12 protein-coding genes are annotated in these 15,636 nt (G+C 44.6%); 7 read left to right on the top strand and 5 right to left on the bottom strand.

Features of this window, described 5'->3' with window-relative positions; all coding sequences use genetic code 11:
• The first annotated feature begins 350 nt into the window (after positions 1 to 350).
• Together OCU77_RS04740 and OCU77_RS04735 are read left to right on the top strand one after the other, a co-directional pair.
• Entirely contained in the window at positions 351 to 1,670 is a 1,320-nt protein-coding gene (locus OCU77_RS04740) for a BamA/TamA family outer membrane protein (protein ID WP_048898644.1), read from the top strand.
• A gap of 18 nt (positions 1,671 to 1,688) precedes the next feature.
• A complete protein-coding gene (locus OCU77_RS04735) occupies positions 1,689 to 2,714 on the top strand; it encodes a hypothetical protein (protein ID WP_048898643.1) in 1,026 nt (341 codons plus the stop codon).
• Positions 2,715 to 2,809: 95 nt separating this feature from the next.
• Here OCU77_RS04735 and prmB read toward each other — a convergent pair whose 3' ends face one another.
• Complete coding sequence (gene prmB, locus OCU77_RS04730; protein ID WP_048898642.1) at positions 2,810 to 3,742, bottom strand: 50S ribosomal protein L3 N(5)-glutamine methyltransferase; 933 nt, start codon at positions 3,740 to 3,742, stop codon at positions 2,810 to 2,812.
• 53 nt (positions 3,743 to 3,795) lie between these two features.
• Here prmB and smrB point away from each other — a divergent pair, with 53 nt between their 5' ends.
• Positions 3,796 to 4,326: an endonuclease SmrB gene (gene smrB / locus OCU77_RS04725; RefSeq protein ID WP_048898641.1), complete on the top strand. Its 531-nt coding sequence runs from the start codon at positions 3,796 to 3,798 to the stop codon at positions 4,324 to 4,326.
• Between the two features lie 102 nt (positions 4,327 to 4,428).
• Here the strand turns inward: smrB and OCU77_RS04720 are convergent, their stop codons facing one another.
• Together OCU77_RS04720 and sixA are read right to left on the bottom strand one after the other, a co-directional pair.
• On the bottom strand, positions 4,429 to 4,791 hold the full coding sequence (locus OCU77_RS04720; RefSeq protein WP_193391657.1) for a hypothetical protein: 363 nt from the start codon (positions 4,789 to 4,791) through the stop codon (positions 4,429 to 4,431).
• Between the two features lie 151 nt (positions 4,792 to 4,942).
• Positions 4,943 to 5,416, bottom strand: coding sequence for a phosphohistidine phosphatase SixA (gene sixA, locus OCU77_RS04715; protein ID WP_048898640.1), 474 nt, complete (start codon positions 5,414 to 5,416; stop codon positions 4,943 to 4,945).
• A 310-nt stretch (positions 5,417 to 5,726) separates the two neighbouring features.
• Between sixA and OCU77_RS04710 the strand changes: the two genes are divergently transcribed.
• The gene (locus OCU77_RS04710) at positions 5,727 to 8,492 is read left to right on the top strand and encodes an insulinase family protein (protein WP_048898639.1); all 2,766 of its coding nucleotides are present in this window, start codon (positions 5,727 to 5,729) and stop codon (positions 8,490 to 8,492) included.
• Between the two features lie 76 nt (positions 8,493 to 8,568).
• Here the strand turns inward: OCU77_RS04710 and fadJ are convergent, their stop codons facing one another.
• The gene (gene fadJ, locus OCU77_RS04705) at positions 8,569 to 10,674 is read right to left on the bottom strand and encodes a fatty acid oxidation complex subunit alpha FadJ (protein WP_107302332.1); all 2,106 of its coding nucleotides are present in this window, start codon (positions 10,672 to 10,674) and stop codon (positions 8,569 to 8,571) included.
• Positions 10,674 to 11,984, bottom strand: a complete 1,311-nt coding sequence (gene fadI, locus OCU77_RS04700) for an acetyl-CoA C-acyltransferase FadI (protein WP_048898638.1) — start codon at positions 11,982 to 11,984, stop codon at positions 10,674 to 10,676. Before fadI ends, fadJ begins: the two co-directional genes overlap by 1 nt.
• Positions 11,985 to 12,681: 697 nt before the next feature.
• Between fadI and OCU77_RS04695 the strand changes: the two genes are divergently transcribed.
• The 3 genes from OCU77_RS04695 to OCU77_RS04685 all read left to right on the top strand — a co-directional run bounded on the left by OCU77_RS04695 (position 12,682) and on the right by OCU77_RS04685 (position 15,579).
• Positions 12,682 to 13,254, top strand: coding sequence for a sigma-70 family RNA polymerase sigma factor (locus OCU77_RS04695; protein WP_048898637.1), 573 nt, complete (start codon positions 12,682 to 12,684; stop codon positions 13,252 to 13,254).
• A complete protein-coding gene (locus OCU77_RS04690; protein ID WP_107302331.1) occupies positions 13,241 to 13,969 on the top strand; it encodes a DUF3379 family protein in 729 nt (242 codons plus the stop codon). Before OCU77_RS04695 ends, OCU77_RS04690 begins: the two co-directional genes overlap by 14 nt.
• Before the next feature lie 338 nt (positions 13,970 to 14,307).
• A complete protein-coding gene (locus OCU77_RS04685; protein WP_048898636.1) occupies positions 14,308 to 15,579 on the top strand; it encodes an outer membrane protein transport protein in 1,272 nt (423 codons plus the stop codon).
• The last annotated feature ends 57 nt before the right edge of the window (positions 15,580 to 15,636 follow it).

Here is a 15,636-nt window from a genome sequence, read left to right as displayed (position 1 = left end):
CTGCTAACACTTTGAAAAATAAAACGCAGTGCTAACAACATTTTTTACGATAAGGTGAGGCTATGCTTCACCTTTTTTATACGCGCGACCTCTAACACAACCCTCCTCCCTCATTTAGCTCTAGCATAGATTTTTAACCAGACTCATATTCCCCACATACATAGAAATAAAAACCCTACCTCTAAAAGATATATTCCGTACGCAATGCTAAAAAATATAGATATGGAATGCCATACTGTGTATCATCCCACCTCACCTAGAACGTCATACCATAAAATACATAGAAAGATTGTGCTGACACTGGGTTTATCACTCTTTTCGTTTTGTTTGTAATAAGTGGTTCATTTCTGATGATGAAAATCATGACACCTGCATACACTTCTATCTTACTTTTATGCAGCTTCTCTACCTTGGCGCAATCTACACTCGCACAAAGTGGCTCGCAGCCTATCACAGACAAGTCCGCAATCATCTTCGAAGCGAACCTTAAACGCGCAGAGCAGCAACTTGCCGATTACGATGCCGCGATTGCTGCGCTTGAAGATTCTTCCGAGCACGAACAAGACGAACAAAAAACAGAAGCGCAGATCGATAACTTGCTCTACGCGAAAAAATTTCATCAAGAAATAAACGGCTTACCTATGTTCACCTTTTTAGGGGGGCCAGCGTACACCCCAGAACAAGGCATCTTAGTCGCTGCTGGCGGGTTGTATTCCTTCAAAACCAACCGTAATCAACAGGCTCTACAACGTTCAAGCCTGTCATTATTTCTTGTCGGCAACGCTGTTGATAATGAATTTGGCTACGGCTTGCGCGCAAAGCACAACTTGTTCTGGAATAACAATGATATTCAATTCATTGGAATGTGGAATGCTGGTATGCAAACCAAGCACTACTGGGGTATTGGCTACGACAATGCACAACAGTACGAGCTAGGGGATGATACCAAGCAAAATGTCCTGAGTACGACTTATGAGTCCAACCTGAACTTTCGTCTCTACGATGAGTGGTTTATTGGTCCTGCTATTCGCCTAAATTACTACAACCCACAAAATGACACCCCAGCCAATGCCATCAAAGACGATGACAATTATCTCGCTTTTGCCGATAAGCCGTTCACTTTTGGCTTAGGGGCTGCTTTGCAATACGATTCTCGAGATGTCGCGGTCAATGCATGGCAAGGTCAGTTTGCCAAACTGCAATATATTGTTTTTGACCAGCTTATTGGCAGCCAAAGTAATTATCAAAAGCTCGATATCCAACATCGTTTCTATCACAGCATCGCAAAAGGCAATGTTATCGCGACCTATGCCGCCTACCAACAAGCTTGGGGAGATATCCCCTATTACGATATGCCAACGTTGGGAGGGCCGATATCGATGCGAGGTTTTTATCAAGGTCAATATCGAGATAAGACAACCGCTGAATTCACCACAGAATACCGCCACACCTTCAAACGAAACAATGGTGAACTATCCAATCACGGCGCAACACTTTGGACCGGTATAGGTTCTATTGCACCTTCGGCTCAACAGCTAAGCGAACACTTACTGTTGAGTTATGGCGTCGGCTACCGCTATGAAGTTCAACCGCGCATGAACGTAAGGCTGGATCTCGGATTCAGCGAGCACGGCATGGCGTTTTACTTCAACTTTACTGAAGCTTTTTAAGCGAGAATCACTGTGAATATGAAACAACCTTTACTTCCTGTATGCACCTTAATAATGGGCTTATTTTCAACTTTGGCGCACTCACAAAACAGTGATGTACTCGCGCAAGTTGAGCGTGAGAAAAATAACGCTCACTGGAGTGGTTTACCTGTGTTTGGTGACAAAGCACGCGAGCTAGGTTATGACTTACCTATTCCTGTTGGGTTTGGGATTTACATGAACACGCAGGAAGTAGAGTATATTGCCGAAGACGATTTTAATATCGTGGCAAATGGTGGCACTATGGGCAAACTCTGTGGAGCAAGTTCTCCACGTAGCCAAGCTCGACCTACCCCGAACCCAGACCGACCACCGGTTGAAAAACCAGAGCCGGTATCAGGATCTTGTGCCATGAGCATTCCCGCAGATAATGTCGGTATCACAGGTAAAGATGAAAGTATTCAGCTTCGTCTCGACGCTTGGGTATTCCCATTTATGAACGTGTATGGCTTAGCGGGTTACACCCGTGGCACCAAAGACATTGAAGCCGATTTATCCACACTTAATATTGGCGATAAGCAATTATCGATTGATGCCACGCTGCCACTCCACCTTGAATACGAAGCCTACAACCTAGGTATAGGTACCGTGTTAGCAGGGCAGTTTGAAGTGATTGATGGCATGCGCCCAATCATTGTCACCGCTGTGGGTGCGATGACCAACTCTTGGACCACGACCACTGACAGCACTATTCGCACTTCTATTGGTGCGCTGCGTGTCGGCCAACGTTTTGATGTACCTTACGGTAAACTAACCGTCTTGGGTGGCTACACCTATCAAATGATCCAGCAAAATGTCAGCGGCAGTATCTCTCTTAAAGACACACCACTTGATGGATTAGCTGACACCATTGATTTCGATGTCGATCTCAAGAGTAAAGAAAGCTCTAACATGGCCGTCAGTGCTGTGTATGACTTCGGTGATAACAAAGAATGGACGCTATTTGCCGAATACGGCTTCATGAATTGGAATCAGTTTACCTTCTCGTTAGGACGCCGTTTCTAACCAAGCAGATTGAAGCCAAATTTTAGATACAAAAAACGGAGCATGGTGCTCCGTTTTTTTATTCTGCTAACACTCAGTGCTTTAACCTTTCTGGATTAGTCACGGTAGAGTGAAAACTCATCTTGGCACTCGATCAATTGTTCACGTGTCATCATGAATACGCCATGACCACCGTTTTCAAATTCGATCCAAGTAAATGGAATATTCGGGTACTGCTCTTCCATGTGGATCATAGAGTTACCTACTTCACAGATCAGTACACCATTTTCTTTCAAGTAATCTGGCGCATTCGCCAAAATACGACGAACCAGTTTAAGACCATCGCTACCAGCGGCTAAACCAAGCTCAGGCTCATGACGGAATTCGTCTGGTAGGCTATCCATATCTTCTTGATCCACATACGGTGGATTCGTCACGATAAGATCGTACAGATCTTTAGGAACATCACGTAGTAGATCTGAACGCAGTGGGATCACTTGCTGTTCTAAACCATGATCCATGATGTTCTGCTCTGCAACTGCCAGTGCATCTGTTGAAATATCAACAATGTCTACTTCCGCTTCAGGGAACATATGTGCCGTCGCGATACCAATACAGCCACTACCCGTACAAAGATCCATGATGCGCGTTGGGCGTTCTTTTAAGAATGGTTCAAAGCTATTTTCAATTAGCTCACCAATTGGTGAACGCGGCACAAGTACACGCTCATCGACAAAGAATTCCATACCACAGAAGTATGCTTTGTTCGTTAGGTACGATACGGGTGTACGTTCGTTAATACGACGAATAACACGCTCAACAATACGTAAACGCTCGCTGCTGGTTAAACGTGACTCACGCACATCTGATGGAATATCTAACGGTAAGTACAGTGTAGGAAGAACAAGCTGAACAGCTTCATCCCACGCATTATCAGTACCATGACCATAAAAAAGACCCGCAGCATTGAAACGGCTCACCGTCCAACGTAGCATGTCTTGCAATGTATGAAGTTCGTTGACGGCTTCGTCGACAAAAATCTTATCCAAAATAGCCTCCGAATGACGCTACAATACCGCTATCGAGTTGTTGGAAATTCATTATGAGTAAAAAAGATCCTGCGTTGGAAGATGACTTCTCTCTCTTCCAAGATGCGGTAAAGGGCGTAAAAAAGTTGACGCATGATACCATAATCACATCACGCCGACAGAGCACAAACGTCGATAAGCCCAAAGTCTCGACAAAAGAAACTCAAAACCACGAGTTTTATTTCTCTGACGAGTTTGAGCCGCATTTAAATGAGAACGGGCCAATGCAATATGCCCGTACTGGCGTGTCTAAATATGAAGTAAAGAAACTTCGCCGTGGGGTGTATGTGCCTGACATGTATCTGGATATGCATGGTATGACACAGCAAGAAGCGAAGCGAGAGCTTGCTGCGATGATTGCCGCCTGCATCAAAGAAAAAGTGGCTTGTGCCTGCGTGATGCACGGAATTGGCAAACACATTCTGAAAGCAAAAGCACCGTTATGGTTGGCGCAACACCCCGACGTGATGGCTTTCCACCAAGCGCCACTTGAGTTCGGTGGCAATGGTGCTTTACTGGTATTGTTAGATATACCTGAGCGTTAATCTTACGCTGAAAAAACAAAAAGCGAGCTGACCTTAGTCACCTCGCTTGTTTTTATTTCACTGGATGCTATATCAAGTAAACAAAGTTAGTCAGTGAATGCGCTAGTAGACAAACTTAGCCAATGCGCCCACGTTAATCACTTTACCTTCTTTAATTAATGTCACTTCGCCACTTTTACAGATCTGCATACGTGTTTTTAATGCGCCTTCACTGTAGTAGTGCTCGCAGTCACCATTACGTGCACTGTCGATACGAGAAAAAATAGCAATGCCACCACCGCTGCGACCAAATGAACTCGGTGCTGCAAAAGTTAACGTACTGCCCGATGCTGATATGTGCATTTCTTCACTAAAGCCATTGGCCCATTTTATCGCACCATTTGCATTGATGCTTGGCCCTTGGGGCGGTTGAACACAACCAAAAAGAAACAAAGTACAAATTACCGCAAGAATTTTTGTTTTCATTACCGCTATTCTTTTGTTGAAGGTGCTAACGACGATCTTGGTCTGTGCCAAACCATCCCTCATGGTTACCTTATCGGCAATCCTTTTCGTTTCTTAAGCAAAAACTGCACCAAGAGCAAAAAGGACATGAAAATCCAGCCAAACCACTGAATTAACCGTGAGGAATCACTTGTTCAACAAAAGTAGCAAGCTCTGTTTCTGGGTTGAAATCTATGACAGCAATCGCTGATGTCTGAAACATAGGTGGCTGTATACCTGCCACTAGCTCAGCCGTTAAATATCCCACCAGCGGCAAATGTGACACAACCAATAATGTTTCAGGGCGTTCTACACCAATAACAGCTTTGATGTAAGCTGCAACCTGTTCAGCTTCACCATAAGGGGTGATGTCATCGACTGTCATGACTTTCGCGGCAGGGGGTAAACAGTCAACCATGGTTTGCCAAGTTTGCTGCGCGCGTAAATACGGGCTGACCCATACCATATCGAGTTGGCCATCCAACTGCTCAGCTAAGTGCTCAGCCATTTGACGTGACTGTAATTCACCTCGCGGTGTAAGGGGGCGCTCGGCATCACTGGGAGCAAAGTTTTGGGCTTCACCGTGACGCATAATAAAAATTCGCATGCTCTAATCCGATACTCTATTTCGTCACAATGCTAACAAGCCTTGCCGATGCTGAATAGCTATTGCGGCAATTCTATTCCTATTCCGTGACTTCAGAAACGCTATTTTCAACGCGTGTTTCTTCCAATGTCCGAAAATAGACTCGCAATAATTCTATGATTACCATTTATACGTAATACCCCTTGTTAATTGCTCAATTAAAAAGTGACAAAAATGATAATAAAGTCAACATTGTGAGCGTGTTAAGTTTGCCAGCATGGGGGTTGAGCGTCATAATTAGCCTAATTATCATAATAATATAGGCTCCCCTGTGCACATTAGTCCAAATGATCCCAAACAGTATCGTTGTCTGACCTTGCCTAATGCGCTCAAGGTCTTATTAGTTCATGATGAACATGCACCCCGCTCAGCTGCCGCATTAACGGTGAATGTGGGTCACTTTGATGATCCTATCGACCGACAAGGGATGGCGCATTTCCTTGAGCATATGCTCTTTTTAGGTACGGAAAAATACCCGGTTATTGGCGATTTTCAAACCTTCATTAATCGCAGTGGCGGTAGTAATAATGCGTGGACAGGTACAGAAAATACCACCTTCTTTTTTGAAGTCAGCCCACATGCTTTTGAAGAAGGATTAGATCGCTTTGGTCAGTTTTTCACAGCCCCGCTATTCAATGAAGATGCTGTAGACAAAGAAAGACAAGCCGTTGACTCTGAGTACAAATTAAAAATAAAAGACGATGTACGTCGCCTCTACCAAGTACATAAAGAGACCATCAACCCAGATCACCCGTTTGCTAAGTTCTCTGTCGGTGATCTTACGACACTCAATGATCGTGACCAAGGCTCGGTACGTGATGAGCTTATCGACTTTTATCAAACCCATTATTCAGCCAGTGTAATGGGCTTAGTTTTACTGGGGCCGCAATCATTAGATGAGCTAGAAGCGTTCACCACTGAATTCTTTAGCCATATTCCGTCTAACGGCCAATCTCGCCCTACAATAAACACACCGATAGTCACTGAAAACGAAACCGCACGTTTTATTCAGATCGATCCTATTAAAGAAGTACGTAAGCTGACACTCTCTTTCACTATGCCATCAGTCGATGCTTTCTATCGTAAAAAGCCGTTATCTTACATCGCCCATTTGTTGGGTAATGAAGGACAAGGTAGCTTGATGTCCTATTTGAAAAAACAAGGCTTCATCAATACCCTAGCTGCAGGTGGTGGGGTCAGTGGTGATAACTTCCGCGAATTCACAGTAAGCCTGAATTTAACGCCGAAAGGGCTAGAGCATATTGATGATGTGGTGGAATCTGTTTTCCAATACATTGAGCTTATAAAAACCCAAGGCTTAAACGAGTGGCGTTACAAAGAAAAACGCTCCGTATTAGAGTTTGCATTCCGTTATCAAGAGAAAAGCCGTCCACTGGATACCGTTAGTTATTTAGTGATGAATCTGCTGCATTACACGCCAGACGATCTTCTGTATGGCGATTACATGATGGCTGAATACGATGAAGCACTGATCCAAGATTTGCTGAGTTACCTAAAACCAGACAACATGCGCTTAGTGCTTGTCGCACAAGGTCAGCACTATGACCAGATAGCCCAGTGGTATCACACCCCTTACTCTGTCACTCCCTTCAGTGATGCCCAGCTAGCGCGTTGGCGACATGTTGCCGTACCATCAGAACTAACGTTACCCGAACCCAACCCGTTTATTTGTGAAAGCTTAGATCCTCACCCACTTGTGGACCATGCCGAACAACCACCCGCTCTGATTCAAGATTTACCCGGCTTTCGTTTGTGGCACAAACAAGAACATGAATTTCGTGTACCTAAAGGCGTGGTCTATGTCGCAATTGATAGCCCACACGCGGTGAGTTCACCACGCAATATTGTCAAAACACGCCTGTGTGTGGAGATGCTATTAGAGGCAATCAATGAAAGTGCCTACCCCGCTGAAATTGCAGGCATGTCTTACAATCTGTATGCGCACCAAGGCGGCGTCACCTTGCAACTATCAGGGTTTAGTGAAAAACAACCCCTCTTGATGAAGCTGATCCTTGATAAATTCGAGAATCGCAACTTTGACCCAGAGCGATTTCGTAATATCAAAGCACAGATGCTACGCAACTGGCGTAATGCAGCAGAAGATAAACCAATCTCTCAGCTATTCAACGAACTAACAGGGTTATTGCAACCCAATAATCCGCCTTATCCCGCATTGATTGAAGCTTTAGAGTCGATAGAATTGGAGGAGTTACCCGAATTTGTTGAAGCCATGTTTGCCGAGCTACATATCGATACTTTCGTCTATGGGAACTGGCTGAAAGACGATGCACTCGCACTCGCAGAAATACTCAAAGATGCTTTCCGCGTCACAGACCAACTATATGGCGAAGCACAACGGCCCTTAGTCCGTTTAGGTGAAGGCGGAACGCAAACACATGAGATCAGCTGTAATCACGCTGATTCAGCTATTTTGATGTACTACCAATCGCGAGAAACGACACCGCGTAAGATCGCTATTTACACACTTGCGAATCATCTCATGTCGACCACTTTCTTCCATGAGCTACGTACCAAGCAGCAATTAGGCTATATGGTAGGAACAGCTAATCTGCCGCTTAACCGACACCCAGGGTTAATTTTATACATTCAATCCCCTGTTGCAGGACCTAGCTATTTATCTGAAGCGATCGATGATTTCACCAATGAATTTGCACTGGTGTTACTGGAGTTAAACGAAGCGCAATGGCAAGCCAGTAAGCAAGGCTTAATTGCCCAGATATCAGACCCTGACACCAACTTACGTACGCGAGCCCAACGGTTCTGGGTAAGTATTGGTAACAAAGATGAGAGCTTTAACCAGCGCCAAAAAGTGATTAAAGCGCTTCAATCATTAAGCCGTGCCGATATGGTGCGTTTTATTGTTGATATAGTTAAACCTCGAACGGCAAACCGTGTCGTTATGCACTGCCAAGGGCAAGCACATGCCAACCTTGAGCCGCTTGATATTGGCCAGCCTATCGAATCTATCGATGAGTTCAAAAAACAAGCGCGTTAACCTCCTGGTTCAAGCTTTCTCCCCCAACAAAAAAGGTCTGCATCATGCAGACCTTTTGTTTTCCACTCAGTAAATATTATGAGTAAAAAGTTTGCCCTTCATTTGCCATTGCAACTAACTTGTCGCATGGCTGGAAGCGCTCACCATATTTATCCGTACACTCTGTTAGCATCTCAACTATACGTTCGATACCCACTTGATCCATGTAGCGGAATGGCCCGCCCAAGAATGGAGGAAAACCTATGCCGAAGATAGCCCCAATATCACCATCTCGCGGTGATTTAATCACCCCTTCATCTAAACAACGCACGGCTTCATTAAGCATCATCAGACTACAGCGCTGTGCAATATCAATTGCGGCTGCATGCTGCTGTGGCTCAAGGTTCAGTAGTTTATACACAGTTTTATCGACTTCTTTTTTCTTGCTGTCGTACCGATAGAAGCCTTTCCCTGTTTTCCTGCCCTTACGGTTATCAGCAAGCAAGACATCAAAGACATCAGGGCCTTTAAAGCGCTCACCCAACTCCGCCACTAGGATCGGCATAATTTTCGCACCAATATCTACACCGACTTCATCCAGCAGTGTGATAGGTCCAACCGGGAAACCAAAATCCAGCAGCGCATTATCAATATGCTCAATCGGCTCGCCTGCCATTAATACCGCCGCCGCTTCATTCATGTATGGCGCTAAAATACGGTTAACGTAAAAGCCCGCTTTATCCCCCACCACAATCGGCGTTTTACCTTGTTTCTTGGCTAACGCCACCACAGTCGCGATGGTTTGCTCCGATGTCCCTTCATGAGGGATCACTTCAACCAAAGGCATTTTTTCCACTGGGCTAAAGTAATGCAGACCCACTACATTCTCAGGACGAGTAGCCGCTTGAGCAATTTGGTGAATCGGTAACGACGATGTATTGGTCGCAAAGATCGTTTCTGCATTGCCGTGTTCTTCGATCTCTTTCACCATTTGATGCTTCAGGTTCAAGTCTTCAAATACGGCTTCGATGACAACATCGGCATGATTAAAACCAGTGTAATCTGTCCCACCAGAGATAGAGAGCATCTTCGCTTGCTGTTGCGCTTTACTAATAATGCGGCGCTTACGTTGCTTCTCTAACAGCTTAAAGTTATAGCTCATAGCATTTTGAATGCCATCGTTAGCAATGTCTTTAATTCGTGTTGGCAGTTTGGCTTTGACCGCTGAGACATGGCTGATCCCGCCTCCCATTAAACCACCACCTAAGACACCAATACGCTTCACCGCTTTCGGTTCTGCATCTGCTCCGTGCTCTTTCTTCATCGCTGTTGTCGCAAAAAAGATGCTTCGCAATGCAGCTGACTCTGGGCTCATGACCAACTCACCAAAGCGTTTCGCCTCAATCTCATAGCCTTTTTTCAAGCCGTCTTGTAAGCCAACCTTAATCACTTCAAGAATCGCATCGGCCGCAGGGTAGTTACCGCGCGTTTTCTCATGGGTTTTCTTCGCTGCTTGCTCAAACACTAATGAACGCCCTAACGCATTACCGCCAAGGGCCCACTCCTGTAGCGAACCTTTGCGACTCACTTTCGGTTTTAGAGCTTGCTTTTCTGCCACATCAAGCAAAATACTCAAGGGGACAGATTCTTCAACTAAACCAATTTTCTTGGCTTTTTTCGCACGTAGTTGCTTACCCGTTAAAATCATATCTAGCGAATTCGCAACACCCACTAAACGCGGTAAACGTTGCGTCCCACCCGATCCCGGCAATAAGCCTAATTGCACTTCAGGCAAACCTAAGCGAGTTTTATCATCATCTGAACAAACACGGCTATGGCATGCTAAAGCGAGCTCAAGTCCACCACCTAAGCATGGGCCGTGGATCGCAGCCACCACATGAAATGGTAGTGCTTCAAGTTGTGAGAATAATGTTTGCCCTTGTGCAGCCAATTTCTGCGCTTCTTCCGCGGTCGCACAAGCAGCAAGCATCTTAATATCAGCGCCAGCGATGAAGTTGTCTGGCTTACCTGAATACACCACCATGCCCTTGAGGTCTGATTTCGTTTTCAGCTCAGCTAAGACTTCAGTCACTTGTTCAGCAAACGCCGACTGCAAGGTATTCATTTTTTCATCAGGCACATCGATCTTGAGCCAAGCAACACCGTTATCGCCATACGTTAATGTAAATGCTGATTGTGTCATTACTCTGCCTCCAAAATCATTGCTGCACCTAAGCCACCTGCGGCACATGCGGTATTCAATGCGAAACCACCACCACGTCGTTTTAATTCACGCAAGGTTTGCGTCATCATACGTGCACCTGTTGCGGCAAATGGGTGACCATAAGCGATAGATCCCCCAAGGACATTGAATTTATCCATGTCGATTTCACCAATCGCTTCACTACGCCCTAGTTTTTCTTGGGCAAACTTAGTCGAGCCAAACATCTTCACATTTGACAAGGCTTGAGCCGCAAAGGCTTCATGCATATCAATCAGGGTTAAATCAGACAAAGATAAGCCGGCACGATCTAAGGCCATTGGCGTCGCATAAGATGGCCCCATTAGCATATCTTGCTCAACACCAATCGCAGAGAAGGCATAAGAACGGATATAACCCAGTGGGGTGAATCCCAGTTCTTTTGCTCGGCCTTCGCGCATCAACAACACGGCAGCCGCACCGTCCGTTAAAGGTGTACTATTTGCTGCGGTAACAGATCCAAATTTACGGTCAAAGGCTGGACGTAATTTTGCGTATAACTCCAGACTAGAGTCTTCTCGAATATTATTATCTTTATCGATCCATTGGCGATAAGGTTCAGGGAAAGCCGTAATCACTTCACCTTGAATTAAGCCATCCCGCCACGCCTGAGCTGCTAATGTGTGTGAACGGTGAGCCAGTGCATCTTGCTCTTGACGGGTGATGCCATGGCTTTTGGCCATCTGTTCCGCAGTCTGCCCCATACTCAACCCTGTTGAATATTCAGCAACAGCAGGTGGTACTGGCATTAAGTCTTTAATGCTCAATTTACTCAGCAGCTTTAAGCGTTTACTCATGGTTTTTGCTTTGCTTAGCTGCAATAAAGTCGCTGCCATTTTTTTCGATACGCCAATTGGTAGCACCGACGACGAGTCAGCCCCACCAGCAATACCAATATCTATGGTGCCCGATAAGATACTTTCACTCACATTGGCTGCCGCTTGAAAGCTGGTCGCACATGCACGTGTCACGCTGTACGCATCCGTACCAATATCCATGCCAGTGCCCAGTACGATTTCACGCGCAATGTTAGGGGCTGCAGGCATTTGAATCACTTGACCAAATACAACTTGCTCAATCAGTTTTGGATCAATATCCACTTGATTAAGCATTTCATTTACCACCATTTTGCCCATATCAAGTGCAGACACGCCATCAAAGGCTGTTGCTTGACGAGCAAAAGGGGTGCGTAATCCACTTACAACGGCGATGCGCTCACCCTGTGAGGTGGTGAGGTTTTGGAGACGTGTCATCGCTACTCCTTATTAATGATTAAATTGCAGCTAATTGTGAGCACCTGACTCAGAGACACTTGACAGGGATCACCAAAATAGAGGTCAGACCACACCAATTGTAATCAGCTTGTTATTTAATTCAAACAAATGTTTTAAGAAGTATGATGAACATCGATACTTTTGAGCGATAATTTCACTCACTATCACTCAAGACCCTTGCCTTTAGCAAGTGGTTACCTACAGCAAAATATAGTGTTAACTATCAATAAGATAAGAATTGAAATGAAAGAGGAGAATAAAACTTCATTAGGCACTATGTCTTGGCTTGGGTATATACTTTTCTATAGGCAAAAAAAAACCACACCTATATGGTATGGTTATAATTTACGCGGAAAGCAATCTACGTAATGAATATAAAGTCAATTAACATAAAGCCAATTGCAAATCAGGCAATACCTGATAGGAGAAAGTAAAGTCAGCCTTCAAAAGGAAGTTGTCATCTTGCTCAACAGATAGATCCTGTTGCTCGCAACCCTGAATCCTCAGAACTTGCGCTCAACCATCTCTACCAGATGACGGGGACTACTATAACTTGCCTGCGAAGTCAGAATTTGAAGCAGATCAATTTTAGGGCTGAAAACAGATTTTTTTGATTAACCAACGACGATAATTCACTCAGATTGCAAGGATAACCACCACTGGTTTAGGCAAAGACATGATTAAACAATTTTTTCGTAAGAAAAAACCGGATGCCTCGGTCTCTGTTGATATGAATAAGCAAAGACGATACGAAGCCCTCGTTAGGGCCTGGCACCGAGATCTTTACCGATATGCATACTGGCTTTGCCACGATCAGCATATTGCAGAAGATTTAGTCCAAGAAACTTGCTTGCGAGCGTGGCGCTCTCTCGATAGTTTACAAGATGACAAAGCAGCAAAAGCATGGTTAATTACCATTCTTAGGCGTGAGAATGCCCGTCGCTTTGAACGTAAGCAGTTCGACTTAGTCGACATTGATGATTACGCCATTGCCGATACGCACCAGCAAGATAATGAGATGGAATTGGAGCAACAGCAACTTCACCGCCAAATAATGAAACTAACCCCTGAGTACAGGGAACCGTTAGTATTGCAGGTAATGGCTGGTTTTAGCGGCGATGAAATTGCAGACATTCTGGATCTAAACCGTAATACCGTTATGACTCGCTTGTTCAGGGCAAGAAACCAACTTAAAGAGCAATTAGAGAAACAATCCGAACAGAGGGGTCATCACAATGGACGATCTTGAATTCCGTAGGCGTATTCTCGCGGATCCTAACGACAATAGTGCTGAAATGATCGAAGCAAAAAATTCATCCTTGGTGAATCGTAAGCTGTCCGATGAATTATTGCAGCTCGATACGAAACTAGAAAAAGCACTAAAAGTTGATGTCCCCGATGATCTGGTTGATCGTATTTTGTTCCATCAATCAGGGCAAACACCCGCCAAACCTAAAACCACACGAGTGCACTTAGCGATTGCTGCTTCCATCGCCTTTGCTTTTGGTGTCTTTACCGGACAGTTTGATCAAATCATATCGAACGCTGATGTGACGCGTTCTGCAGAGGCTGCGCCACTGGGACAAATAGCACTCAGTCATGTACATGATGAAGCACCGTTCATTGATACTATCGATGAGTCGGTTCAACTCAGTCAGGTTAATGCTAAATTAAAGCCTTTTGGGACAGAGCTATCATCACTACCAGGCCATGTGTACTACGTAAACCACTGTGCCTTTGGTAAGCAAAATGCGCTTCATATGGTCGTTGATACCCCTGAAGGGAAAGTCACTGTTTTCATTGTTCCAGAGCAAAGCCCTGCGGCTGCGAGCTTTAATGATAAAACGATGGCAGGCATAGTAATGCCACTTCAAAATGCCAGCTTAATTGTGGTTGGTGATAAGAATGCTGATATGCAGCCTGTCGCTAAAACAATAAAGTCTGAACTTCAGTGGCAAATATAAAGTAAAACCAAGTAGGTAAGCATAAAACACCCTATCTTTCACTGTTCATTTATTAAACAACAGTCCCCCTCAAAAAGCTGCGCTTATCTCGCAGCTTTTATTCTTTTTTCACATGGGCAAAGTAAAACTGTTACCGCTGTTGCATAAAACATTATTGCTCCTCCCCTATTACCGCTCAATTGTTATACGATACTTAACGAAACGTTAACTTTAGTTAAACGTATCAATAAAATAGCAACTGGTCTGCTTTGATAGGCTAGGCTACACACCTACAATCTTGCGCAATCTTCCAAAGTAGAAGATATATCTGCACAAAATAATTAGGAATAATAATAAATATGAACAAGAAGCGTCTGTTTACTAAGTCAATCCTAGCATTGACAGTGGCAATGGCATCTCAGCAAGCGGCAGCTGCTGGTTTCCAACTAAATAGCCAATCGGCAACTGGACTAGGCCGTGCTTTCGCTGGTGATGCGGTCATCGCAGATAATGCATCTGTACTGTCTCGTAATGCTGCAGCTATGGCTCTTTTCGATGCACCTGCAATCTCACTAGGCCTTAACGTTATCGATACTGATATCAAGGTTAAAGATGTTGATTACAAATTCGCTGGTCAATCAATTCCTGGTCAAGGTGAGCAAAGTGTTGGTGGTGCATCATACGTACCAAATATTTACTACATTCACCCTATCAACGACAAATTTACTGTCGGTGGTGGTATCTACTCAAACTTCGGTACTAAAACTGAATTCGACGACAGCTTCGCTGGCAACGAATACGGCGGTTTAACTGACGTTAAGAGCATCAACTTCGCACTAAGTGTTGCGTACCGTATCAACGAGCAATTCAGCGTGGGTGGTGGTTTAGACCTCATCTATGGTAGCGGTAAATTACAACGTACTAATAAGAACATTGAAGGTCTACTAGGTGCATCAGGCAAACTGGTTGATGTTGATGCCGATGGTTACGCATTGGGTTGGAACATTGGTTCTGTTTATGAATTAAATGAAGATAACCGTTTTGGACTTTCATACCGCTTCAGCCCAGATCTAAAAGCTGAAGGTGATATCAGCATGGGCGGAAAAAAAGTTGATGAGAAACTAATCATGCCACTGCCTGATATGGCAGAATTCTCAGGTTTCCATAAGCTAAACGATCAATTCGCGGTTCACTACAGCGTACAATGGATCAAGTGGAGTGAGTTTGACAAGCTAGAAACAGATGGCGGAACTCACCTTAATGACTATAACTGGAAAGATGGCTGGCACTACGCACTAGGTGGAACTTACTACCTAAACAACGACTGGGAGCTGCGTGCGGGCTACATGTATGATACCAGTGCGCAAGATGCTACTACATCGATTTCAGTTCCAGATTCAGACCGTCAGTGGTTATCCGCAGGTTTCACATACCACATCGATAGCAAATCAAACATCGACTTTGGTTTGACTTACCTAATGGGTAAAGATGTAGAAGCGAATGAATCTACGAAAAATCCAATGCATAACCCACAGATCCCACAAACTGGTCCAGCTGAAATTTCAAGCGTAAAAGCAACTACACGTGCAGATGCTTGGCTATACGGCGTACAATACAGCCGTTCGTTCTAATTTCAGCGAACAGTCAAACGTTTAAAGAAGAAGGGAGCCAATTGGCTCCCTTTTTTA

Source organism: Photobacterium swingsii, assembly GCF_024346715.1.
GTDB classification, from domain to species: domain Bacteria; phylum Pseudomonadota; class Gammaproteobacteria; order Enterobacterales; family Vibrionaceae; genus Photobacterium; species Photobacterium swingsii.
The sequence above is the reverse complement of the archived record's forward strand: the minus strand, read 5'-3'. Positions and strand labels throughout refer to the sequence as shown.

What these genes read in the sequence shown, in the direction of transcription:
- fadJ (WP_107302332.1), bottom strand. Translation starts at nt 10,674, where the DNA reads ATGACACAATCAGCATTTACATTAACGTATGGCGATAACGGTGTTGCT.
- OCU77_RS04735 (WP_048898643.1), top strand. Translation starts at nt 1,689, where the DNA reads ATGAAACAACCTTTACTTCCTGTATGCACCTTAATAATGGGCTTATTT.
- OCU77_RS04720 (WP_193391657.1), bottom strand. Translation starts at nt 4,791, where the DNA reads ATGAAAACAAAAATTCTTGCGGTAATTTGTACTTTGTTTCTTTTTGGT.
- OCU77_RS04740 (WP_048898644.1), top strand. Translation starts at nt 351, where the DNA reads ATGATGAAAATCATGACACCTGCATACACTTCTATCTTACTTTTATGC.
- OCU77_RS04690 (WP_107302331.1), top strand. Translation starts at nt 13,241, where the DNA reads ATGGACGATCTTGAATTCCGTAGGCGTATTCTCGCGGATCCTAACGAC.
- fadI (WP_048898638.1), bottom strand. Translation starts at nt 11,984, where the DNA reads ATGACACGTCTCCAAAACCTCACCACCTCACAGGGTGAGCGCATCGCC.
- smrB (WP_048898641.1), top strand. Translation starts at nt 3,796, where the DNA reads ATGAGTAAAAAAGATCCTGCGTTGGAAGATGACTTCTCTCTCTTCCAA.
- OCU77_RS04695 (WP_048898637.1), top strand. Translation starts at nt 12,682, where the DNA reads ATGATTAAACAATTTTTTCGTAAGAAAAAACCGGATGCCTCGGTCTCT.
- OCU77_RS04685 (WP_048898636.1), top strand. Translation starts at nt 14,308, where the DNA reads ATGAACAAGAAGCGTCTGTTTACTAAGTCAATCCTAGCATTGACAGTG.
- sixA (WP_048898640.1), bottom strand. Translation starts at nt 5,416, where the DNA reads ATGCGAATTTTTATTATGCGTCACGGTGAAGCCCAAAACTTTGCTCCC.